This is a genomic window from Bradyrhizobium sp. USDA 3364 (assembly GCF_054056355.1).
In genome coordinates this window covers 5517106-5539976 of record NZ_JBSRYG010000002.1, presented here as the reverse complement: position 1 = coordinate 5539976, position 22871 = coordinate 5517106, and the positions used below count along the sequence as shown (strand labels likewise).

The window sequence follows — 22871 nt, the reverse complement described above, 5'->3', positions numbered from 1 at the left end:
AAGCGTAACCCGCCTTTTACTTTGCGGTCCGTCGGCGGCGGGTTACGCTTCCGCCTTCGCTCGACGAGCTACGGCGGACAAGCCGCCAACCCCGTGCTGCATTTTTGGATCATCTCATGGAATATTCCCCCCGCGACCTCACCCAGCGCGAACGCTACAAGGTGCTGACCTCCTTCGTGCTGCCGCGGCCGATCGCCTGGGTGACGAGCCTCGGCGCGGATGGCGTGGTTAACGCGGCGCCGTTCTCGTTCTTCAACGTGTTCTGCGAGGACCCGCCGCTCTGCATGTTCGCGGTCAATCGGAGACCCGACGGCCGCGAAAAGGACACGCTGGCCAACATCCAGCGCCTCGGTGAATTCGTGGTCAATCTCACCGACGAGCCGCTGGCGCGCGCGATGCACGAGAGCTCCGGCGACTTCCCGCCCGAGATCGGCGAGCCCGATTATCTCGGCCTGAGGCTCGCGCCCTCCAGCAGGATCGCCGTGCCCCGGCTTGCCGATGCGCCGTTCGCGATGGAGTGCAGGACCTGGAAGCTGATCGACGTCAACGGTGACCGGCAGCTGATCATGGGTGAAGGCATCCATTTCCACATCCGCGACGAATTGTGGGACCATGACGCGATGCGCGTCCACATGGAGCGCTACCACCCGATCGGCCGCATGTTCGCTGACCGCTACTGCCGCACCGACGACCGCGTGGTGTTTCCGGCGGCCGAGGGCGCAAAGAAGAAATAGCCGGAGACCAGACAATGACTGAAGCATTCCGCGACAACGAGGCGCAGAGCCGGTTCGAGCTCGACGTCGACGGCCACACCGCCTTCGTGGTCTACCGCAAGACGCCGGATACGATCACGCTGGTTCACACCGAGGTGCCGCCGGAGCTCGGCGGCCGCGGCATCGGCTCAAAACTTGCCCGCGCCACGCTGGACGCGGTGCGCGCGCAGAAGATCAAGCTTGTCGTGAAGTGCGAGTTCCTCCAGGGCTTCATGAAGAAGCATCCGGAGTACGATGATTTGCTGGGGTGATGTGGACTAGCGGTTATGCGACCTGCCAGACCCTCATGGTGAGGAGCGCGGAACGCGCGTCTCGAACCATGAGGCCCTGTCTGTGGCCCACATCCTTCGAGACGCCCGCTTTGCGGGCTCCTCAGGATGAGGGTCATACACCTACGACGCCGCCTGCTCGCCGATCTTGTCCTGCGTCTTCGTCTCGAAATCGCTGGCGTCATGGCGCTCGTGGAGCTGGCTCGACGGCTCGCCCCAGGTGCGGTTGACCATGCGGCCGCGCTTCACGGCGGGCCGCGCCGCGATCGCGTCGGTCCAGCGCTGCACGTTCTTGTAGTCCTGCACCGAGAGGAATTCGCCGCCGCCATAGAGCAGGCCCTTGGCAAGGCTGCCGTACCAGGGCCACACCGCCATGTCGGCGATGGTGTAGACATCGCCCGCGAGATATTCGTTGTCGGCGAGCCGGCGGTCGAGCACGTCGAGCTGGCGCTTCACCTCCATCGCAAAGCGATCGATGGCGTATTCGATCTTGGTCGGCGCGTAGGCATAGAAGTGTCCGAAGCCGCCGCCGAGATAGGGCGCGGCGCCCATCTGCCAGAACAGCCAGGAGAACGTCTCCGCGCGGGTCTTGGCATCGGTCGGCAGGAAGGCGCCGAATTTCTCCGCGAGGTAGACCAGGATCGAGCCCGACTCGAACACCCTGATTGGCTCCTTGCCGCTGCGATCCATCAGCGCCGGGATCTTCGAGTTCGGATTGACCGCAACGAAGCCGCTGCCGAACTGGTTGCCGTCGATCTTGATCAGCCAGGCGTCGTATTCCGCGCCGGTGTGGCCCGCGGCCAGCAGCTCTTCCAGCATCACGGTGACCTTGACGCCGTTCGGCGTCGCCAGCGAATAGAGCTGCAGCGGATGGCGGCCGATCAGCAGTTCCTTGTCATGGGTGGGGCCTGCGATCGGCCGGTTGATGCTGGCGAAGCGCCCGCCGCTCTCCTTGTTCCAGGTCCAGACTTTCGGCGGCTCGTAGGCAGAGGTGTCGTCAGTCACGTCGTTAGCTCCCGGCTTTTACATTTTTCCATGGCGCGGCGACCGCCGTGCCCATCCGCATATCCGCACTAGATGGTGGGCACACTTCGCTTTGCCCACCCCGCGCGATCGCATTTTCCACTTTGCGGAATGCACAGCGCGCGATGCTGCCAAGCAGCGTCTGCACGCAAGATCGCCGCGGCCGAAACCCGCTTGGCTTCGCTGACCGTGATGCGCTAGCGTTGCAGGGGCTGATGCCAACAAGCACAAGAAGCAGCCGCCGGGAGAAAACCAATCCATGAAATCACCGATCTGCGACATGCTGGGGATCGAATTCCCCCTGCTCGCTTTCAGCCATTGCCGCGACGTGGTGGCGGCGGTCAGCCGCGCCGGCGGCTTCGGCGTGCTCGGCGCGACCCGGTATCTGCCGGAGACGCTGGAGCAGGAACTGAAATGGATCGACGATCACGTCGACGGCAAGCCCTACGGCATCGACGTGCTGATCCCCGAGAACATCTCGACCGCCGGTGAGAAGAACGTCACCTGGAAGAGCCTCGAGAAGCGCGTCTCGCAGGAACATCGCGATTTCACCCGCAATCTCCTGAAGAAATACAACATCGAGCTCACGACCGAGAGTGTCGCCGACAACCAGCCGCAGCCGTTCGACGCAGAAACCGCGCTCGAATTGCTCGAGGTCTCGTTCCGCCATCCGATCAGGCTGATTGCCAACGCGCTCGGCGTGCCGCCGAGGCCGATGATCGAGATGGGCCGCAAGCACGGCGTGCCGGTCGCCGCATTGGTCGGCTCCAAGGAGCATGCGCTGCGCCAGGTCGCGGCCGGCGTCGACATCCTGGTCGCGCAGGGCACCGAGGCCGGCGGCCATTGCGGCGAGGTCTCGACCATGGTGCTGGTGCCCGAGGTGATCAAGGCGATCAGGAAGATCCGCGACGTGCCGGTGCTCGCCGCCGGCGGCATCATGACCGGAAGCCAGATGGCGGCCTGCATGGCGATGGGCGCGGCCGGCGCCTGGACCGGCTCGGTGTGGCTCGCCACGGTGGAGTCGGAGACCTCGGAGATCTTCCGCGAGAAGATGATCGCGGCCTCCTCGCGCGACGCCATCCGCTCCAAGGGCCGCACCGGCAAACCGGCGCGGCAGCTCCGCTCGGTGTGGACCGACGCCTGGGACCGCTCGCCGGAGTGCCCCGGCGCGCTGCCGATGCCGCTGCAAAGTATCATCAGCCGCGACGCCTTCCACGCCATCGACCGCGCGGCCGCTGCCGGCAACGAGAAGGCGCGCGATCTCGTCAGCTATTTCGTCGGCCAGGGCGTCGGCCTGGTCGACAGCGTGAAGTCCGCCGGCGCCGTGGTGCAGGAGTTCAAGGAAGAGTTCGTCGAGGCCGTCGAGCACATGAATACGCTGGTGGCGGAGTAGTACACGTGGCCCATCCTTCGAGACGCGGCCAAGTGGCCGCTCCTCAGGATGACGGTGTGCCCGTAGCCGTCACCCTGAGGTGCCGTAGCGCAGCGGAGGCCTCGAAGGGCGACGGCGTGGTGAAGACCTAGAAAGTGAAGCAAGAAAAAATGACCACATCTCAAATTCCCGAAGACCGCATTCCCGTCATCGTCGGCGTCGGCGAGATCGTCGATCGTCCAAAGGACATCGCAGCCGGCCTCGAGCCGCTCACGCTGCTGGTGGAGGCGCTGAAGCGCGCCGAGGCGGATAGTGGCGCAAAGCTGCTTTCCGACGTGCAGTCGCTCGACGTCGTCAACTTCCTGAGCTGGCGCTATCGCGATCCGGAGAAGCAGCTCGCCGCGCGGCTCGGCATTGCGCCTGCACATCTCTATTACGGCCCGGTCGGCGGCGAGAGCCCGATCCGCTATTTGCACGAGGCGGCGCAGCGCATCGCGCGCGGCGAATGCAGCGTCGCGGCGGTCTGCGGCGCGGAGGCGCAGTCGACCGCGACCAAGGCGCAGCGCGCCGGCGTCGAGTTGCCGTGGACGCCGTTCGCGCATGACGTCGAGGAGCCGAAGCGCGGCGCCGCGTTCCAGAAGCCGATGGCCGTGACGCTCGGCGTGTTCCGGCCGATCACGGTCTATCCGCTCTATGAGTCCGCAACCTCGGCGCATTGGGGCCAGACCCCGCGCGAGGCGCTGACGGAATCCGGCGACCTGTGGTCGACCTATGCGCGCGTCGCCGCCGACAATCCGAACTCCTGGCTGAAGAAGAAATTCACCGGCGACGAGATCACCACCGCGACGCCGGATAACCGGATGATCGCCTGGCCGTACACCAAACTGATGGTGGCGAACCCGACGGTGAACATGGGCGGCGCGCTGATCCTGACCAGCCTCGCCAAGGCGCGCGCGGCCGGCGTGCCGGAGGAGAAGCTGATCTATCCGCTCGGCGGCGCCTCGGCAGAAGAGCCGCGCGACTATCTGATCCGCGACCAGTTCGTCGAGAGCCACGCTCAGACCGCGGTGCTGAAGGCGGTGATGGATCTCGTCGGCGGCGACGGCAAGAAGTTCGACGCGATCGAGCTCTATAGCTGCTTCCCCTGCGTGCCGAAGATGGCGCGCCGGACGCTCGGCCTTGGGCCGGACGTGCAGCCAACCGTGACGGGGGGTCTGACGTTCTTCGGCGCGCCGCTCAACACCTACATGACGCATTCGGCCTGCGCGATGGTACGCAAGCTGCGCAGCGGCGGCACGCTCGGCCTGCTCTACGGCCAGGGCGGCTTCGTCACCAAGCACCATGGCCTCGTGCTGTCGCGCGCGGCGCCGCAAGCCGTGCTGAAGCAGGACACTTCCGTGCAGGCGGAGGCCGACCGCAACAGGCGCAACGTGCCCGACTTCACGGCCGAAGCAACGGGCAAAGGCAAGGTCGAGGCCTTCACCGTGATCTATCGCGCCAATGGCGAGGTCGAGCATGGCGTCACCATGCTGCGCACCGAAGACGGCCGCCCGTACGCTCGGCCGTATCCCGGCGAGCGATACGGCGACCTTGGCCTATCTGCAGAACCTCGACCGCACGCCGGTCGGCACCACGGGCGACATCGTCACCGCCGGCGACGGCATGCTGGAATGGCGGGTGGGGTAAGGGCGATCGCGTAGCCCGGATGGAGCGCAGCGCAATCCGGGGGCACTCCATCCACTGATAGGTCTGCCCCGGATTTCGCTTCGCTCCATCCGGGCTAGTAAAGACCTACCCCTTCACGTCCTGCTTTTCGGAGGCCGTCGTCGGCTTGCCCTTGGCGCCGACTCCGACCACGCGCACATGATCGCCATCGGCCAGTCCATCCGGCGGGGCGGTGATGATGCGGTCGTCGGGGGCGAGGCCCGAGGCGATCTCGATCTCCTTGCCGAGGTCGCGGCCGATCTTCACGGTCTTGAACAACACCTTGTCGTCAGGGCCGACGGTCGCGACCCGCAGGCCGTTGCCGTTGAAGATCAGCGCGCTGGCGGGAATGCTGAGCGGCGTGGAATCGCGCTGCAGATTGAGCTTCACGCTGGCATAGCTGCCCGGCATCAGTTCGCCAGAGGAATTGTCGAGCCCGAGTTGCATCCGCGTCGTGCCGGAGGCGACATCGACCGCCTGCGAGGAAGCCTCCACCGTCGCCTGGAAGGTGCGGTTCGGATAGTCCGGCAAGGTCAGCGCGGCCTTGGCGCCCATCTTGATCGCCGGCACGTAGTTCTGCGGCACGTTGACGTAGACGCGCAGCTTGGTGATGTCGGAGACCGTGAACATCGCGGGACCCGAGTTGCCGCCGGCGTTGATCAGCGCGCCGACGTCGGTGTCGCGCGAAGTCACCACGCCGTCGAACGGGGCCGTGATCTTCTTGTAGCCGGCGAGCGCTTCCAGCCGCTCGACATTGGCCTGGCCGGCCCTGACCGCACCGTTCTTGTTGGAGAGGTCGGCGGTGCGCTCGTCAATCTCCTGCGCCGAGACGAAGTTCGAGGCCACCAGCGTCTTGCGCCGGTTCAGCGTCGCCTCGGAGAGCTTGGCCGAGGCCTGGGCGCTGGCGAGGTCGGCGCGCGCCTGCAGCAATTGCTGGTCAAGGTCGGGCGCCTCGATCTCGGCGATGACCTGGCCGGCCTTGACGCGGGCGCCGATGTCGGCGTCCCAGTTCTTCAGATAGCCGGACACCCGGGCATAGATCGGGGCGCGGGAATAGGCCTCGAGCCGGCCCGGCAGGTCGATGGTCGGGCTCAGCGCCTTGGCGCTCGGCAGCGCCACCGCAACGGTCGGAATGGCCTGGTCGTCGGTCCATTCCTTCAGCTTGGTGTCCTGCTCCTCGCGGGCGCGGATGCCGGTGCCGACGATCAGACCGGCACCGACCAGTGCAACCACGCCGAATATGCCCAATCTCCGGCGGGACACCGGCGGGCGCTGTTCAGTGGGCTGCATGCGGAATCTCCGATGAGGCGGCGGCTTTGGCGCCTTGCTTCTTGTGTACCATACTGAATACCACGGGAACAAACATCAGCGTCGCAAAGGTGGCGAAGATCAGGCCACCGATCACGGCCCGGCCGAGCGGGGCGTTCTGCTCGCCGCCCTCGCCAAGCCCCAGCGCCATCGGCGCCATGCCGATGATCATGGCGAGCGCGGTCATCAGCACCGGGCGGAACCGGACGAAGCCGGCCTCCAGGGCGGCCGCGACGGGGTCGCCGAGCTCCTCATAGCGCTCGCGGGCGAAGCTGATCACCAGCACGCTGTTGGCGGTCGCGACGCCCATGCACATGATGGCGCCGGTGAGCGCCGGAACCGACAGCGTGGTCTCGGTCGTGAACAGCATCCAGATGATGCCGGCAAGCGCGGCGGGCAGTGCCGTGATGATCACGAACGGGTCCGACCAAGACTGGAAGTTCACCACGATCAGGAAGTAGATCAGGACGACCGCGCCGAGCAGACCGAACAGCAGGCCGGTGAAGGCCGAGTTCATGGTCTGCACCTGGCCGAGCAGCACCACGGACGAGCCCTTCGGCACCTCCTTGGCGGTGTCGGCGATCAATTGCCGCACGTCGGTTGCGACGCCACCGAGATCGCGGCCCTGCGTCGTCGCGTAGATCTGCACCAGCGACTGGATGTCGTATTGCGACACCACCGCGCTCGAGGTCGCGCGCTTGATGTCGGCGATGCCGCCGAGGATCGGCGCCTGGGTGTTGCCGGTCGCGGTGATCGGCAGGGTCTGCAACGCGCTCAGCGAGTCGATCTGGTATTGCGGCGTCTGCATCACGATCGAATACGACACGCCGTTGTCGGGATTGAGATAGTAGGTCGGCGCGACCTGCGACGAGCCGGCGAGATTGACCACAAGCGCGTTGGTGACGTCGCGCTCGGTCAGGCCGACATATTGTGCGCGGGTGCGGTCGACGTCGATGTTGAAGGTCGGGTTGTTCGGCGACTGCTGGATCCGCGCGTCGGCGATGCCGGGAATGCGCTTGATCTTCGCCAGCAGCTTGTTGGCATAGGCGTAGTTGGCCTCGAGATTTGCGCCGCGGATCTGCAGATCGATCGGCGCCGGCGCGCCGAAGTTCAGGATCTGGCTGACGATATCGGCCGGCAGGAAGGAGAAGCTGGTGCCCGGGAACAGCCGCGGCAACTGCTCACGCAGCGTGCGCACATGCTCCTCGGTCGGCTTGTGGCCTTCCTTCAGCTTGATCTGGATGTCGGCATCCTGCGGGCCGATCACGCCGGTGTTGTTGTAGGTCAGGTTGATGCTGGAGATCGGCATGCCGATGTTGTCGGTCATGGTGTCGATCTCGCCCGGGATCAGCTTGCGGATCGCCTTCTGGACATCCGCCATCTGGTTGGCGGTCTCCTCGACGCGGGTGCCGACCTGGGTGCGGACATGCATCAGGATGTTGCCGGCGTCGACCGCGGGGAAGAAGTTGCGGCCGAGGAACGGCACCAGCAGGAACGACGCGGCCACGACCGCGAGGAAGCCGCCGACGAACACCTTGCGATGGCCGAGCGCCATATCGAGCAGCCCGCGATAGCCGCTGCGGATGCGCTCGAACCGGGCCTCGAAGCCGCGCTGGAACCAGACGAAGGGATTGCGCGACTTCGGCGGCGCGCCTTCGTGATGGACATGCGGCTGCAACAGATAGTTCGCCATCGTCGGCACCAGGGTGCGCGACAGGATGAACGACCAGATCATCGCGAACATCACCGCTTCGGCCATCGGCACGAACAGGAAGCGCGCGACGCCCGAGAGGAAGAACATCGGCACGAACACGATGCAGATACAGAGCAGCGAGACGAAGGCCGGCGTCACGATCTGGTTGGCGCCGTCGAGGATCGACTGCTCGACCGGCTTGCCCTGCTCGAGATGGTAGTTGATGTTCTCGATCGTCACCGTGGCGTCGTCGACCAGGATGCCGACCGCGAGCGCGAGGCCGCCGAGCGTCATGATGTTGAGCGTCTCGCCGATCAAGGACAGCATGATGATGGCGCCGAGCACGACGACAGCGGGATCGAGACCGCGATGATGACGGTCGAGCGCCAGCTGCCGAGGAACAGCAGGATCATGACGCTGGTCAGAAGCGCCGCGATCACGCCCTCGAAGGCGACGCCGGTGATCGCGCCGCGGACGAACACCGACTGGTCGCCGACGAAGCCGATCTTGAGCGCGTCCGGCAGCTGGTCCTTGACGTCGATCACCTTCTGCTTGATGCCGGCGATGATATCGAGCGTCGAAACCGCGCCGGCCTTCAGCACCATCATCAGCACCGAGCGATTACCGTCGACATGGACGATGTTGGTCTGCGGCGGGTTGCCGTCGCGGACGGTGGCGACGTCGCGCACATAGACCATCGCGCCGTTGACGGTCTTGATCGGCAGGTCGCCGAGCTCCTCGATACGGAGCGGCGAGTTGTTCAGATTGATGGTGTATTCGAAATTGCCGATCTTCTGGGTACCGACCGGCGTGATCAGGTTCTGCGCGGCGAGCGCATTGGCGACGTCCTGCCCCGACAGGCCGCGCGCCTGCAGCGCGGTCGAATTGAGGTCGATCTGGACCTGGCGCTGCTTGCCGCCATACGGATAAGGGATCGCGGCGCCGGGCACCGTGACCAGCGGCGTGCGCAGCTGGTTGATGCCGATGTCGGCGAGGTTCTGCTCTGTGAGGCCTTCGCCCGACAGCGCGACCTGAATGATCGGAACCGTCGAGGCGCTGTAGTTGAGGATCAGCGGTGGAGTCGCGCCCGGCGGCAATTGCTTCAGCAGGGTCTGGGCAATCGCCGTGACCTGCGCGTTGGCGGTGCGGATGTCGACGTTCGGCTGGAAGAAAATCTTGACGATGCCGATGCCGTTATAGGAGTTTGCAACGATGTGCTCGATGTCGTTGACCGTCGTGGTCAGCGTCCGCTCGAACGGTGTCGTGATACGCCCGGACATCTGGTCGGGAGGCAGGCCAGTGTAGGACCAGGCCACACCGATCACAGGGATGCGAATTTCGGGAAAGATGTCGGTCGGCGTGCGCAGCGCCGCCAGCGGTCCGATAATCAGCAGCAGGATCGCGAGCACGACGAAAGTATATGGCCGGCTCAGCGCGATACGGACCAGTGCGATCATAAAACAAGCATTCCCGAAATGAAGCCCGCCCAGGCAGAGGAATCGACATTGCAAAAGCCGTTCCGCAGCGGCCGATTTACCCGATGGCGGGCAAAACGCCAACCCGCGGAGCCGCCGCGGCCTTCACTTCCTTGGCATAGTCCGTTGAAGCGACGCGCGCGCCGGTCGGCCGTGCCAGCTGCACCGCCGCGGGACGCGCTCGGATCATCGTCAAAAAGAGACAGCTCTGCTGCGAATGCGGGCAAGCCGAGGACGCCATTTCGACTGACGCGACGCTAACGCATCGCAGCTCTGCAAAAATGCAAAACGTGGTGAGCCGGCCGGCCCACCACGTTGCTGTTTCGTTGCCCGAGACAATGCGGGCCGTTCGAACGCCGCCAGCGTCAGGCCGCGCGCACGGCCTCGAGGAACTTGCCGACCTCGAGCTTGAGGCGGTTGCTGTCGCCCGAGAGCGACTGCGCCGCCGACAGCACCTGGGTCGACGCCGAGCCGGTCTCGCTGGCGCCGTGCTGCACGTCGGTGATGTTGGCCGAAACCTGCTGGGTGCCCTGCGCCGCCTGTTGCACGTTGCGGGAAATCTCCTGCGTCGCCGCGCCCTGCTCCTCGACCGCGGCGGCGATGGTGGACGAGATCTCCGACAGCCGCTCGATGGTCGACGAGATCTCCTTGATCGCCCCGACCGACTCCTGGGTCGCGGTCTGAATGCCGGCGATCTGCTGGCCGATCTCCCCGGTCGCCTTTGCGGTCTGCTCGGCCAGCGCCTTCACCTCGGACGCCACGACCGCGAAGCCGCGGCCGGCCTCGCCGGCGCGCGCCGCCTCGATGGTGGCGTTCAGCGCCAGCAGATTGGTCTGGCCTGCGATGGTGTTGATCAGCTCGACCACGTCGCCGATCCGGGCGGCGGCCTTCGACAGCTCGCTGACGCGATCGTTGGTGGTGCGCGCCTGGCCGACGGCGTCGCCGGCCATCCGTGCGGACTCCTGGACCTGGCGGCTGATCTCGGTCACCGACGACGACAGCTCCTCGGTCGCCGACGCCACCGACTGCACGTTGGTCGAGGCCTCCTCGGACGCCGCCGCAACCGAGGTGGTCAACTCCTGCGAACGCCTTGCGGTCGACGACAGCGTAGAGGCCGAGGCTTCGAGCTGGGTCGAGGCCGACGACACGGTCTGCACGATCTCGCCGATCATCTGCTCGAAATTGCGGGTGATGGTGTCGACCCGGCGGCCGCGCTCGATCTTGGCTTCGGCATCGGCAGCGGCGGCCTCATCGGCCGCCTTCTTGGCGACCAGGGCTTCCTTGAACACCTGCAGCGTATCAGCCATCGCGCCGATCTCGGTCTTCTCGCCCTGATGCGGGACGACTGCAGTGAGGTCGCCGCGGCCGAGCGCCTGCATCGGGTTGACGATCGAGGCAATGCCGGCAGAGACGTCGCGGATCATCAGGAAGCTGACGCCGACGCCGACGATGATGGCGGCGCCAAGGATCATCGCAAGCAGCATGACGGTCGATGCGTAGCTGTTTGCGGCGTCCTGCGCCGCCTTGTCGGCACCGGTATTGTTGAGGTCGATGTCCTTGCGCAGGATATCATCGGACTCGAGGCCGATCTTGTTCACCGTCTTCGCGTTCAGCTCATGCGCTTCGCGCGGAATCTTGCCGGCGTCCCTTCGCGAAAGCGCCATCACCTCCTCGGTGCCCTTCTTGTAGCGGGTCCAGGCGTCGACCCACTGATTGTAGAGCGCGCGCTCCTCTGGGGAGTTGATCAGCGGCTCATAGGCCGCACGGGCCTTGAGGTTGGCTTCGACCACAGTCGCGAGGGTCTTTTCCTGCGCCAGCTTGTCCTCCAGCGTCTCGGACAGCATGTGTTCGCGGATCACGTTGCGGTAGGTGATGACGCCGGCGCGCAGATCCCCGAGCGCACGCACGCTCGGCAGCCAGCTTGTCGTGATGTCGACGGTGTTGGCATTGATCGATCGCAAATTCATGACCGCCAGCAGACCCATGCCGGTCAGCGCGACAAGCAGGAACGCAACCACGGCAATGATCTTGGCGCGGATCGAGTATTTGGCGAACATCGTGGGGTCTCTTGGATATCGGGCTCGCGAGGTCCGATCGAATGGCTGGGGGCGCGGCGGGACGCCACAGACATCAAAGCCAGCCCCCCTCCTTAAGTAGGGTTAATTTAGTTCCCCGTTGAACTACGGAGATGCCCTTCACCACAGTGACATGACGCGCAACAGGCGCATCAGGGCATCAATGCGAGCGCATCCGAGAAGAACTCCGGACCGCCGAAATTGCCTGATTTGAGGGCAAGCACCATCTCGCCTCTCGCGGCGCCGACCGCGCGCAGGACCGGCACGCCCGCGGCGATTTCCGCTCCGACCAAAAATCCCGGGATGCGCAGGCGATCGACGACGGCGCCTGACGTTTCACCACCGGCGACCACCAGCCTGTGCACGCCCGACTGCACCAGACCATCCGCGATGTCTGCCATCGCTTGTTCGATGGCATGCCCGGCCGCATCACGACCATGACGGGATTGCAGAGCTGCGACCTCATCCGGAGTCGAGCTGCTCGCGATCAGGACCGGCCCCCTCCCGAGCCGATCCTTGGCCCAGGCGAGCGCACGCTGCGCTTCGTCCTTGCCGGCGATCACCCGTTCGGGATCGAGGTGCAGCACCGGCATCACCTTCTCGGCGCTGGCGATCTGCCGCAGGGTCGCCTGCGAACAACTGCCGGCGAGGCAGGCAGCCGGGCCGCCGACCGGCGTCCCGAGCACCGCATCCGTTGCACCCGGCTTGGCGTTGCCCGCGGCGGCCAGCGCCCGCGCCAATCCAAGCCCGATGCCGGAAGCGCCGACCGAAAGCCGGTGATCCAGCGCCACCTGCCCGATGGTCTCGAGGTCGCGGTCGAACACCGCGTCGATGATGGCGGCGCCGATGCCGCCCTGCGCGAGTTCGGCCAGCCTGGCGCGCACCGCCTCCGCACCGCGGGCGAGCGTTGCGAGATCGACCAGGCCGACCTTGGTCTTGCTCTGGCGCGCCAGCACCCGGACCAGGTTGGAATCATGCATCGGGTTGAGCGGATGGTCCTTCAACGGGCTCTCGTTCAGCGGCACCGAGCCGACGAACAGATTGCCCTGATAGACGGTGCGGCCGGTTTCCGGGAACGCCGGCGTCACCAGCACGATGGCGTCCTTGGAGTCGGCGCGCAACGCGTCCATCACCGGGCCGATATTGCCGGCGTCGGTGGAATCGAAGGTCGAGCAGATCTTGAACAGGATATGCTTGGCCCCGCGGCCGCGCAGCCAGGCCTCCGCGGCGCGCGAGCGCGTCACCGCAAGGCCGGCCTCGATCGAGCGGCTCTTCAGCGACACCACGACGGCGTCGACCTCGGGCAGCGCGAGATCGTCCGCGGGCACGCCGATGGTCTGCACCGTGCGCAGGCCGGCGCGGGTCAGCGTGTTGGCGAGGTCGGAGGCGCCGGTATAGTCGTCGGCGATGCAGCCAAGGGCCAGCGTCACGATTTTGCTCCGGCATAGGGCCTGAACCAGGCAAGACCATCGGTGGTCTTGCCGCGCGGATTGTATTCGCAGCCGACGAAGCCGCCATAGCCGAGCCGGTCGAGTTCGCCGAACAGGAACGGATAGTTCAGCTCCTCGCCGTCGGGCTCGTTGCGCGAAGGGATCGAGGCGATCTGGATGTGGCCGATGATCGGCATCATCTCGCGCAGCCGCATCGTGACATCGCCATGGATGATCTGGCAGTGATAGATGTCGAACTGCAGCTTGAGGTTCGGAATCTTCAGCTCGTTGATCAGGTCGCGCGCGAAGATGAAGTCGTTGAGGAAGTAGCCGGGCACGTTGCGCGGATTGATCGGCTCGATCACGACGTCGAGGCCGTGCGGCGCGAAAAACTCGGCGGCATGGGCGACCGACTTGCGGAACGCCGCGACCGCCTTGGGGTCACTGCGGTCGGCGATCCCCGCCATCAGGTGTACCCGCGTGACGCCGGTCGCTTGGGCGTAGGGCAGCGCGGTCTTCAGGCTCGCTTGCAAATCGGCGAAGCGATCCGGCAGCGCGGCAAAGCCCTTTTCGCCGGCGTTCCAGTCGCCGGGCGGCAGGTTGAACAGCGCCTGCGTCAGCCCGGCGCCCTTCAGCCGCCTGCCGACCTCCTCGGCCGGATGGTCGTAGGGAAACAGGAACTCGACCGCGGTGAAGCCCGCCTTCGCCGCCGCATCGAAGCGGTCGAGGAACGGGACCTCGTTGAACATCATGGTGAGGTTGGCGGCAAAGCGGGGCATTGCTGGATCCTCTTATTTCGCGCCGGGAAGCTTGGTGCCGGTGACCTGGGCATACATCCGCGCCACCGACGCATCGTCGTCGCGGCCCATGCCGGCGGCCGCGGTCATCAGGAACATCTGCAGCGCCGCGGCCGAGACCGGCACCGGGAAGCGCGCATTGCGCGCCATGTCCTGGATGATGCCGAGGTCTTTCACGAAAATCTCGACCGCGCTGCGCGGCGCATAGTCGCCGTCGAGCACGCGCGGCATGCGGTTCTCGAACATCCAGGAATTGCCGGCGGAGGCCGTGATCACTTCATAGACCTTCCTGATGTCGAGGCCCTGCTTGGCGGCAAAGGCGATCGCCTCCGAGGCGGCCGCGATATGCACGCCGGCCAGCAATTGATTGATCATCTTGAACGCGGCGCCCTGCCCTGCGGCATCGCCGAGCTCGTAGAGTTTGGCCGCCATCGCATCCAGCGCCGGCCGCGCCTTGGCAAAGGCCGGCGCACTGCCGGACGCGAGTATGGTCAATTCGCCCTGCGCGGCGCGCTGGGCACCGCCGGAGATCGGGGCGTCGAGATAATGCCGGCCGGTCGCCTCGAGCTGTTTTGCGAGACGCCGCGCGATCTCGGGATCCATCGTTGCCGAGGAAATGAAGACCGCGTCCTTCGCCAGCGTCTCGGCGGCGCCGTCCTTGCCGAACAGGATCGCCTCGGTCTGCGCCGCATTGACGACGACGCTGACGACAATGTCGGCATCCCGTGCCGCCTCGGCCGGCGTTTTCGCGCCCTTGCCGCCATCAGCCACGAAGCGCGCGACCGCATCGGCGGAAACGTCGCAGCCGGTCACCCCTAAGCCGGCGCGCTTGAGCGAGGTCGCCATGCCGTATCCCATCGAGCCCAGCCCGATGACGGCGACCTGTGGTGTTGCGGAACTGGACATGAGGCGATCCCTGAACATTTTTGGTTGTTTGAGCATTTTCGGAAAACCGGCTTTCACCCTTCCCGGTCATGCGCGTTGCTGCTTGCCTATCACGGCTTGGCCGCGCTGCCAAAGCATGAGACAAAGCTGAGAACGAATGGCGCCGGGAAGGCTGAAAACGGATGGCGCCAAGAGCGAAACCGGATGAGCGAAACAAAGCTTCGTGAAGACATCTGCCGCTTCGGCCGCTCGCTGTTCGAGCGCGGGCTAACCCCGGGCTCCTCGGGCAATATCAGCGTCCGGCTCCACGATGGCGGCTGGCTGGTGACGCCGACCAACGCCTCGCTCGGCTTCCTCGATCCGGCGAAAATGTCGCGGCTTGACGGCAACGGCCGGCTGGTCTCCGGCGATGCCCCGACCAAGGAAGTGCCGCTGCACACCGCACTCTACCAGTCGCGCGCGAGCGCCGGCGCCGTGGTACACCTCCACTCCACCCATTCGGTCGCGCTCTCGATGCTGCCCGAGATCGATCCGCGCGCCGTGCTGCCGGCGATGACGGCCTATTACGTCATGAAGTGCGGCCAGACCGCGCTGGTGCCCTATTATCGCCCCGGCGACCCCGCCGTCGCCGACGCGATCAGGGGGCTGGCCGGCAGATATTCATCGGTGCTGCTCGCCAACCACGGACCGGTCGTCTCCGGCGACACGCTGGAAGCGGCGGTGTTCGCGACCGAGGAGCTGGAGGAAACCGCCAAACTCTATCTGCTGCTGCGCGGCCTGAACCCGCGCTATCTCTCGCCCGAACAGGTGGCGGATTTGACCAGGACATTCGGGCTCGTGCTGCCGGACCACCCTCACTAGATCAAGCGGAGGATCGTATGCGGAGGACAGTCATGATGAAGTTCACGGGCTTGGCGTTAGCGGCACCGTTCGCCGTCGGCCTTGCGGCATCGGACGCACGGACCGAAGAGACCTTGCAAGGCATGCTGGCAACCCAGCTGCGCGCGCAGGGCTATCCCTGCGACAAGCCGCTCAAGGCCGAGCGGGACGACAAGCTCTCCAAGCCCGACAACGAGGCCTGGACGCTGACCTGCAGCAACGCGACCTATCGCGTCAGCCGCGTGCCCGACCTCGCCGCCAAGGTCGAAAAGATCGACGAGAGCAAGCAAGAGAACAAGTAGGCTGCGGGTTGCGGAGCACTATCCTCGCCGTCATTGCGAGGAGCGAAGCGACGAAGCAATCCATCTTTCCCCGAGTAGAGAGATGGATTGCTTTGCTGAGCCTGTCATCCGGCGGCGCTTCGCGCCGACCGGGTGGCTCGCAATGACGATAAGACTACAGCCCCAGATACGCCTTACGCACGTCGGGATTGCCGCTGATCTCGGCCGCCGTGCCCTGCATCAGCACGCGGCCGGTCTGCAGGATGTAGGCGCGGTCGGCGATCTCGAGGCATTCGGCCATGCGCTGCTCGACGATCAGGACCGTCATGCCGGCATCGCGGATGCGTTTCACGGCCTGGAAGATCTCGTCGACCAGTTTCGGCATGATGCCCTGCGACGGCTCGTCGAGCATCAGGAGCCGGGGCCGCGTCATCAGCGCGCGGCCGATCGCGAGCATCTGCTGCTCGCCGCCGGACAGCGTCTCGGCGCGCTGGTCGAGCCGCTCACCGAGCCGCGGAAACAGCTTGAACACCAGGTCGAGCGGCGCATCGCGGTCGGACTGGCTGCGATAGAGGTAGCTGCCGAGGCGCAGATTGTCGCGCACCGAGAGCCGCGGAAACAGCCGGCGGTTCTCCGGCACGAAGGCGATGCCGCCTGACGTGATGACATGCTGCGGCTGGCCGTCGATACGCTTGCCGTCGAAGGTGACCGTGCCCGCGCGCGGCCGTTCGGCGCCGGCGATCGATTTCAACAGCGTCGACTTGCCCGCGCCGTTGGCGCCGGCGACGCAGACGATCTCGCCCTTGGTGACGTCGAGCGACACCGAGGAGATCGCGACCAGGCCCTGATAGGCGGTGGTGACTTCACGCACCGACAGCATGACGATCCCCGAGATAGGCGGAAATGACTTCCGGATTGCGGACGACCTCGGCGGGCTTGCCTTCGACCAGCACCTTGCCGAGATTGAGCACGATGGCGCGGTCGACCAGCGGCATCACGATCTCCATCACATGCTCGACCATCAGCACGGTGACGCCGGTGGCGCGCACCTTGCGCACCAGCTCGACGCCGGTCTGCGCTTCGACCGGGGTCAGGCCGGTGAGGACTTCGTCGAGCAGCAAAAGCTTCGGCTCGGTCGCCAGCGCACGGGCGACTTCGAGCCGGCGCTTTTCGGACGGAACAAGATCGGCCGCGAGCTTGTCGGCGCGGGCCGCGAGGCCGCAGAACTCCAGCACCTCATAGGCCTTCTGCCGCGCGACGCGCATCTTGGTGTTGCGGATCAGCGCACCGACGATGACGTTGTCGATCACGGTCATGGTCTCGAAGCTCTTGACCACCTGGAAGGTGCGCCCGACGCCGCGCTCGCAGCGCTCCGCCGCCGGCAACCGGGTGACGTCCTCGCCGTCGAAAATGATCGAGCCCTGGGTGGGCGGCAGCACGCCCGCGATCAGGTTGAACAGCGTCGACTTGCCGGCGCCGTTCGGGCCGATCAGGCCGACGATCTCGCCGCGCCCGACCGAGATCGAGACGTCGCTGTTGGCGACGAGGCCGCCAAAGCGTTGCCAGACGCCGCGCGTCTCCAGGAGCGGGGTTTGCGGACGCGCCGTCATCGTGCCGCTCCCTTGCGCAACGAGAACACGCTGATCAAGCCGCGCGGCAGCGCCAGCGAGATCGCGACGATCAGCGCGCCGTAGACGATCAGATCGACGCCACGGCCGGAGCCGCCGACATAGGAGCGCGTCAGCTCGGTGAGCGGGATCAGGATGACGGCGCCGAGCACCGGCCCCCACAGCGTGCCGATGCCCCCTAACACCGCGGGCAGCGCCATCAGCAGCGAGAACTGGAAGCCCATCACGCTCTCCGGATCGATATAGGACACGAACTGGGCATAGAAGCTGCCGCCGACCGCGACCAGGAACGCCGAGACCGCCGCCGCGCCCATCTTGGAATTGAACACGACCACGCCGAGGCTTTCGGCGGCGTCCGGGTTGTCCTTCACCGCGCGCCACCAATAGCCCCATTTGGAGTCTTCCAGCCACCAGGTGACGAACCAGGCGATGCAGGCCAGCGCCAGCGCGAAATAGAAGTAAGGCAGCTTCGAGCGGGTGAACTGGAATTTCAGCCAGCTGTCGCCGCGCACCGGGATATCGATGCCGAGGGCTGCGCCCGCCCAATCCCAGTTCTGGATCAGCAGCAGCGCGATCTCGGCGATCACGATGGTCGCGATCACGAAGTAATGCCCGCGCAGGCGGAAGCAGGGATAGCCGAGCGCCATCGCGATCACGGCAGAAATCGCCCCGCCCGCCAGCATGCCGAACCACGGCAGCACGCCGAACTTGGTGAACAACAGCGCGGTGGTATAGGCGCCGAGCCCGAAATAGAGCGCATGGCCGAGCGAGATCTGCCCGCAATAGCCGGACAGGATGTTCCAGCTCTGCGACAGCGCCGCGTACATCAGCGTCAGCACCATGATGTTCTGGACGTAGACGTCCTTGACGAACAGCGGCACCAGCGCGGCAATCACCGCAAGGCAGGCCGCCACGATCAGGTCACGCCTGCGGCGTTGGGCGAAGTGGGTGTCCATCACATCGATCCGAACAGGCCGCGCGGGCGGATGAAGACGACCAGGAGATAGACGGCGTAGATGCCGACCGATTTCAGCGACGGCGGCAGGATCAGCGCGGTGGTCGCTTCGACCAGGCCGACGATGATGCCGCCGGCAAAGGCGCCGAACACGCTGCCGAAACCGCCGAGCGCCACGGTGACGTAAGCGATCAGGGCAAACGATGCTCCGACGTCGGGATAGATGTAGAAGAAGATCGCCATGATGGCGCCGGCGAGGCCGACCAGCGCCGCACCAAGGCCCCAGCCGAGCGCGAACACCCGGTTCTTGTCGATGCCGACCAGCGCCACCGCGCCGGCGTCCTCGCGCGTCGCCTCGAGCGCGCGGCCGAAATCGGTGCGATTGATGAAGAAGTAGAGCGCGACGAAGGCCGCGATCGACAGCAGCGCGCCGATCAGCTGCGGCTCCGGCAGATAGATGCCGGCGATCGACACCGTCTTGCCGCCGACCAAGGAGTTGGTGACGCTGCGGTAGTCGGGCGTGAAGAAGAACTGGGCGAGGCCGCGCATCACGATCGCGAGGCCAAAGGTCGAGAAAATCTGCACCATGCCGGCATTGGCCTTGGCCCGCATCGCGAAGCGGACGATCAGGAGATAGACCACCGCGCCGAACACGAACAAAGCCGCGGCGACCAGCGGCGCCGCGAGCAAGGGATCGATCGCGAAGAACGCGAACAAAAAGAAGGTCACGTACATCGCGATCATCAGGAACTCGCCGTGCGCGAAGTTCACGACGTCCATCAATCCGAAGATCAATGCGAGGCCCGCGGCGATCAGCCCGTAGAGCAGCCCCATCAGGAGGCCGCTCGCCAAACTCTGGACAATGGTCTCGGCTGTCACCGTTGACGCTCCATGTTCCGGGCGTTGTCGTCAGCCCCCGTCATTGCGAGGAGCGAAGCGACGAAGCAATCCATGCTTCCTTTTTGCGGAGAGATGGATTGCTTCGCTTCGCTCGCAATGACGGAACATGCGAGACTCCGTGTGATGTCTTCGACTGTCACCGCCCTCTGCCCCCCTCTAGCGTCCGACCGATCAGCTGTTCATCGGCCAGATCGCCTCGGAGACGGCGGCCTGTTCCGGGAAGATCGTCACGAAGTTCTTCGCGGTATATTGCAGCAGCACCGGATCGGCGAAATTGTTCTGCCCCATCTCGTCGAACTTGACGCGCCGCCACGGCATGATGGTCACGTCGCCCGGCATGTCGGTCGCGACCAGCGCCTCGCGGATCTTCTCGCCGTCGGTCGACTTGGCGCGGTTGATGGCATCAGCCATGATGATGAGGCCCATGAACTGGCGCGACGAATAGTCGTTGAAGTCCTTGCCGGACTTGGCGCGGAACATCTCGTTGATCAGGCCGACCATCGGCCGCTTCTGCGCCAAATCGAGCGAGAAGCTGCCGCGCGAGATCACGCCCTCGAGCTTGTCGCCGACCGCGTCATAGGTCGCCTTCTCCGAGAAGCCGGCGTCCTGCGCCATGATGTTCTTCGGCTTGTAGCCGAGCTCGGCCATGGTCTTGACCAGGAGGATCGAGTCGGTGGTGTAGCTCGACGGCATCAGCACGTCGGCGTTCGCCGCCTTGAGTTGCTGCACCTCGGCGGTGAGCGACGGCGAGTTGGCGCGGTACTTGATGTCGCTGACGATCTTGTAGCCGCGCTCGGCGGCGAGCTTGGTCTGGGCGTTCGCCGAATCGGTGCCGAAGATGGTGTCCTCGTGGAACAGCGCCAGCGTCTCGATCTTCTGGCCCTTCTTCTTCATCGCATCGAAGAAGTCGAACATCGCGGCCGAGAACATCTCGTCATGCGGCGAGGCGCGGAAATAGTATTTCAGGCCGCGGCGATGCAGGCTCGGCGAGGAATTGTCGGCCGAGATGAACGGCACGCCGTAACGCTCGCAGGTCTGGCTGACGGTGACGGCGACCGCGCTCTGATAGGTGCCGACGACGGCACAGACCTTCTCCTGGGTGATCAGGCGCTCGGTCTCGGCGCGGCCCTTCTGCGGATCGGCCTGGTGGTCGGCGAACACGAGCTTGACCTTGGCGCCGCCGAGGCCGGACAGGCCCTCGCCCTTGGCGAGCGGCAGCGCGAAATCGTAGTTCTTGTTGATGATGTCGGCCGCGGTGTTGAAGGCATGCTGCGCGTCGACGCCGATCGCTGCGCTGGAACCGGACAGCGGATAGATCACACCGATTGCCACTTCGCTGGTTTGCGCGCGCGCGGTCATCGGACCGAGCGCGGCGGCGGCAGTGGCACCCAGCAACACGTTACGGCGAGAGATCGTCATCGAAATTTCCCCTTGGTCAGCTTGTTATTATCGATGTGACGCTTGTAGCGCGCAGTAAAGCCTCAATGAATTGCACGAATTGCCTATTCAGAGCACAGCGAGCTGCTTGTTCCTGAGATCGGTCACCAGCATCAGCCCCGGCGAATGCGTGATCGCGAACGGCAGCTTCGCAGCTGCGATCACCGATTGCGGCGTGACGCCACAGGCCCAGAACACCGGAATCTCGTCATCGGCCACCGGTACCGCGTCGCCATAGTCGGGTTTGGCGATATCCTTTATGCCGATCGCATGCGGATGGCCGAGATGCACCGGTGCGCCATGCACAGAGGGGAAGCGCGAGGTGATCTGCACCGCGCGGATCGCATCCGCCGGCTTGAACGGGCGCATCGACACCACCATCGGGCCCGCGAACGGGCCCGACGGCTGGCAGGCGATGTTGGTCCGGTACATTGGCACACGCAGGTTGCGTTCAATGTGACGGATCGGCAGTCCGTCATCCAGCAGCGCCTCCTCGAACGAGTAGGAGCAGCCGAGCACGAAGGTGACGAGATCGTCGCGCCAGTACTTTGTGATGTCGGCCGGCTCGTCGGCGACCTCGCCGTCGCGCCAGACCCGGTAGCGCGGCACATCGGTGCGGATGTCGAGGTCGAGGCCGAGCGCCGGGATGCGGAAATCGCCGACGTCGGACATGCCGATAATCGGGCACGGCTTCGGGTTGAGCTGGCAGAATCGGTGGAAGGCGCCGGCGAGTTTCTCCGGCAGGATCGCGAGATTGCCCTGGACGAATCCATTGGCGAGACCGGCCGTCGTGGCCGACGCCACGCCGTCGCGGCAGGCACGCCGCGCTTCGACGCTCGCCAGCACCGGTTCCCCCTGAGATCGCTGCACTGCCGCAAAAACAGTCATGGGATTCTCCTGCCCATAATCTCGACAAGGACAAACCAACACCAAGCGTGATATAATGTCTAATCGTCCTTTCTAATCAAAATCGATAAAGTGAATTTATCGATCGGGAAATTGCTTCCAATGACGGACTTCCGCTCGATCGAAACATTCCTTTGGGTCGTCAAGCTCGGCAGCTTCCGCGGCGCCGCCCAGCGGCTCAACACCACCCAGCCGGCGATCTCCCAGCGCATTGCCCAGCTCGAGCGCGAGATGGGCGTCAAGCTGTTGAACCGCGATCACCGCGTGGCCTCGCCGACGCCGAGCGGACGGCTGATGATGATCTATGCCGAGAAGCTGATCGGCCTGCGCTCGGAGATGATGGCCGAGGTCGGCGACCGCTCGGCGATGCGCGGCGCGCTGCGGCTCGGTGTCGCGGAGACCATCGTGCACACCTGGCTGCCGCGGCTGGTCAAGAGCGTCAATGAGATCTACCCGAACCTGTCGCTGGAGATCGAGGTCGACATCACGCCCAATTTGACGCAACGGCTGCTGGCACAGGAGATCGAGCTCGCCTTCGTGCTCGGGCCGGTCTCGGCCTCCGGCGCGCACAACCATGTGCTGTGCGATTACCCGATCGGCTTCCTGGCGAGCCCGGCGCTCGGCCTCGGCGCTGGTCCGGTGGCGCGGCAGGACCTGGCGCGGTTTCCGATCATCACCTTTCCGCGTAAGACGCAGCCCTACGAGACCGTGCGTGCGCTGTTCAACGCACCCGACCTGCCGCCGATCCGGCTGCACGCCTCGACCTCGCTCGCGACCGTGATCCACATGGCCAATGAAGGGCTTGGCATTGCGGTGATCCCGGCGGCGATCGTCGAGAACGAACTTGCTGACGGCCGGCTGCAACTGCTCGACACCGACCTCAAGCTGCCGCCCCTCACCTTCACCGCGAGCTGGCTCGCCTCGCCCGATGCGGTCGCCATCGAGCGCGTCGCCAATCTCGCCCGGCAGATCGCACAGGCGAGCGTGGCGGTTGACGGCGCGGGAGTGGCGCGTCATTGAACGATTGCCGGATAATCGAACGTCATTCCGGGATGGTCCGAAGGACCAGACCCGGAATCTC

At 65.4% G+C, this 22871-nt stretch carries 18 protein-coding genes and 2 pseudogenes; 7 read left to right on the top strand and 13 right to left on the bottom strand.

Going from position 1 to position 22871, the window contains the following annotated elements; all coding sequences use genetic code 11:
• Positions 1-116 precede the first annotated feature (116 nt).
• Positions 117-734, top strand: coding sequence for a flavin reductase family protein (locus tag ACVILL_RS26100; RefSeq protein ID WP_456731657.1), 618 nt, complete (start codon positions 117-119; stop codon positions 732-734).
• 14 nt (positions 735-748) lie between these two features.
• The gene (locus ACVILL_RS26095) at positions 749-1024 is read left to right on the top strand and encodes a GNAT family N-acetyltransferase (protein WP_456731656.1); all 276 of its coding nucleotides are present in this window, start codon (positions 749-751) and stop codon (positions 1022-1024) included.
• A gap of 141 nt (positions 1025-1165) precedes the next feature.
• Here the strand turns inward: ACVILL_RS26095 and yghU are convergent, their stop codons facing one another.
• Positions 1166-2047 carry a glutathione-dependent disulfide-bond oxidoreductase gene (gene yghU / locus ACVILL_RS26090; protein ID WP_456731655.1) on the bottom strand — a complete coding sequence of 294 codons (882 nt, stop codon included), beginning with the start codon at positions 2045-2047 and terminating at the stop codon, positions 1166-1168.
• Positions 2048-2324: 277 nt separating this feature from the next.
• On the opposite strand from yghU, the gene ACVILL_RS26085 reads away from it, so the two are divergent.
• Complete coding sequence (locus ACVILL_RS26085; protein ID WP_456731654.1) at positions 2325-3458, top strand: nitronate monooxygenase; 1134 nt, start codon at positions 2325-2327, stop codon at positions 3456-3458.
• Between the two features lie 149 nt (positions 3459-3607).
• Positions 3608-5123: pseudogene (locus ACVILL_RS26080) on the top strand (acetyl-CoA acetyltransferase).
• Positions 5124-5228: 105 nt separating this feature from the next.
• Here ACVILL_RS26080 and ACVILL_RS26075 read toward each other — a convergent pair.
• From ACVILL_RS26075 to ltnD, 6 genes and pseudogenes are all read right to left on the bottom strand, one after another.
• Complete coding sequence (locus ACVILL_RS26075; protein WP_456731653.1) at positions 5229-6431, bottom strand: efflux RND transporter periplasmic adaptor subunit; 1203 nt, start codon at positions 6429-6431, stop codon at positions 5229-5231.
• Positions 6418-9599 (bottom strand): annotated as a pseudogene (locus ACVILL_RS26070) (efflux RND transporter permease subunit). The gene ACVILL_RS26075 and the pseudogene ACVILL_RS26070 overlap by 14 nt, the downstream one beginning before the upstream one ends.
• A 383-nt stretch (positions 9600-9982) precedes the next feature.
• Complete coding sequence (locus tag ACVILL_RS26065) at positions 9983-11674, bottom strand: methyl-accepting chemotaxis protein (protein ID WP_456731652.1); 1692 nt, start codon at positions 11672-11674, stop codon at positions 9983-9985.
• Between the two features lie 170 nt (positions 11675-11844).
• Positions 11845-13122, bottom strand: coding sequence for a 3-oxo-tetronate kinase (gene otnK, locus ACVILL_RS26060; protein WP_456731651.1), 1278 nt, complete (start codon positions 13120-13122; stop codon positions 11845-11847).
• Positions 13119-13901, bottom strand: coding sequence for a 2-oxo-tetronate isomerase (otnI, locus tag ACVILL_RS26055; RefSeq protein ID WP_456731650.1), 783 nt, complete (start codon positions 13899-13901; stop codon positions 13119-13121). The genes otnK and otnI overlap by 4 nt, the downstream gene beginning before the upstream one ends.
• 12 nt (positions 13902-13913) lie before the next feature.
• Positions 13914-14825 (bottom strand): L-threonate dehydrogenase, encoded by a 912-nt coding sequence (gene ltnD / locus ACVILL_RS26050; RefSeq protein WP_456731649.1) that lies wholly within the window; start codon positions 14823-14825, stop codon positions 13914-13916.
• Positions 14826-15008: 183 nt separating this feature from the next.
• Between ltnD and otnC the strand changes: the two genes are divergently transcribed.
• Together otnC and ACVILL_RS26040 are read left to right on the top strand one after the other, a co-directional pair.
• Positions 15009-15665: a 3-oxo-tetronate 4-phosphate decarboxylase gene (otnC, locus tag ACVILL_RS26045; RefSeq protein WP_456731648.1), complete on the top strand. Its 657-nt coding sequence runs from the start codon at positions 15009-15011 to the stop codon at positions 15663-15665.
• A 32-nt stretch (positions 15666-15697) separates the two neighbouring features.
• On the top strand, positions 15698-15985 hold the full coding sequence (locus tag ACVILL_RS26040) for a hypothetical protein (RefSeq protein ID WP_456731647.1): 288 nt from the start codon (positions 15698-15700) through the stop codon (positions 15983-15985).
• A gap of 154 nt (positions 15986-16139) precedes the next feature.
• Here the strand turns inward: ACVILL_RS26040 and ACVILL_RS26035 are convergent, their stop codons facing one another.
• The 6 genes from ACVILL_RS26035 to ACVILL_RS26010 all read right to left on the bottom strand — a co-directional run bounded on the left by ACVILL_RS26035 (position 16140) and on the right by ACVILL_RS26010 (position 21772).
• The gene (locus tag ACVILL_RS26035) at positions 16140-16844 is read right to left on the bottom strand and encodes an ABC transporter ATP-binding protein (protein ID WP_456731646.1); all 705 of its coding nucleotides are present in this window, start codon (positions 16842-16844) and stop codon (positions 16140-16142) included.
• A complete protein-coding gene (locus ACVILL_RS26030) occupies positions 16828-17574 on the bottom strand; it encodes an ABC transporter ATP-binding protein (RefSeq protein WP_456731645.1) in 747 nt (248 codons plus the stop codon). The genes ACVILL_RS26035 and ACVILL_RS26030 overlap by 17 nt, the downstream gene beginning before the upstream one ends.
• A complete protein-coding gene (locus ACVILL_RS26025) occupies positions 17571-18548 on the bottom strand; it encodes a branched-chain amino acid ABC transporter permease (protein ID WP_456731644.1) in 978 nt (325 codons plus the stop codon). The genes ACVILL_RS26030 and ACVILL_RS26025 overlap by 4 nt, the downstream gene beginning before the upstream one ends.
• Complete coding sequence (locus tag ACVILL_RS26020; protein ID WP_456731643.1) at positions 18548-19426, bottom strand: branched-chain amino acid ABC transporter permease; 879 nt, start codon at positions 19424-19426, stop codon at positions 18548-18550. Before ACVILL_RS26020 ends, ACVILL_RS26025 begins: the two co-directional genes overlap by 1 nt.
• 192 nt (positions 19427-19618) lie before the next feature.
• A complete protein-coding gene (locus ACVILL_RS26015; RefSeq protein ID WP_456731642.1) occupies positions 19619-20866 on the bottom strand; it encodes an ABC transporter substrate-binding protein in 1248 nt (415 codons plus the stop codon).
• Positions 20867-20953: 87 nt separating this feature from the next.
• On the bottom strand, positions 20954-21772 hold the full coding sequence (locus ACVILL_RS26010) for a putative hydro-lyase (protein WP_456731641.1): 819 nt from the start codon (positions 21770-21772) through the stop codon (positions 20954-20956).
• 120 nt (positions 21773-21892) lie between these two features.
• Between ACVILL_RS26010 and ACVILL_RS26005 the strand changes: the two genes are divergently transcribed.
• Positions 21893-22810 carry a LysR family transcriptional regulator gene (locus ACVILL_RS26005; protein ID WP_456731640.1) on the top strand — a complete coding sequence of 306 codons (918 nt, stop codon included), beginning with the start codon at positions 21893-21895 and terminating at the stop codon, positions 22808-22810.
• Positions 22811-22871 lie beyond the last annotated feature (61 nt).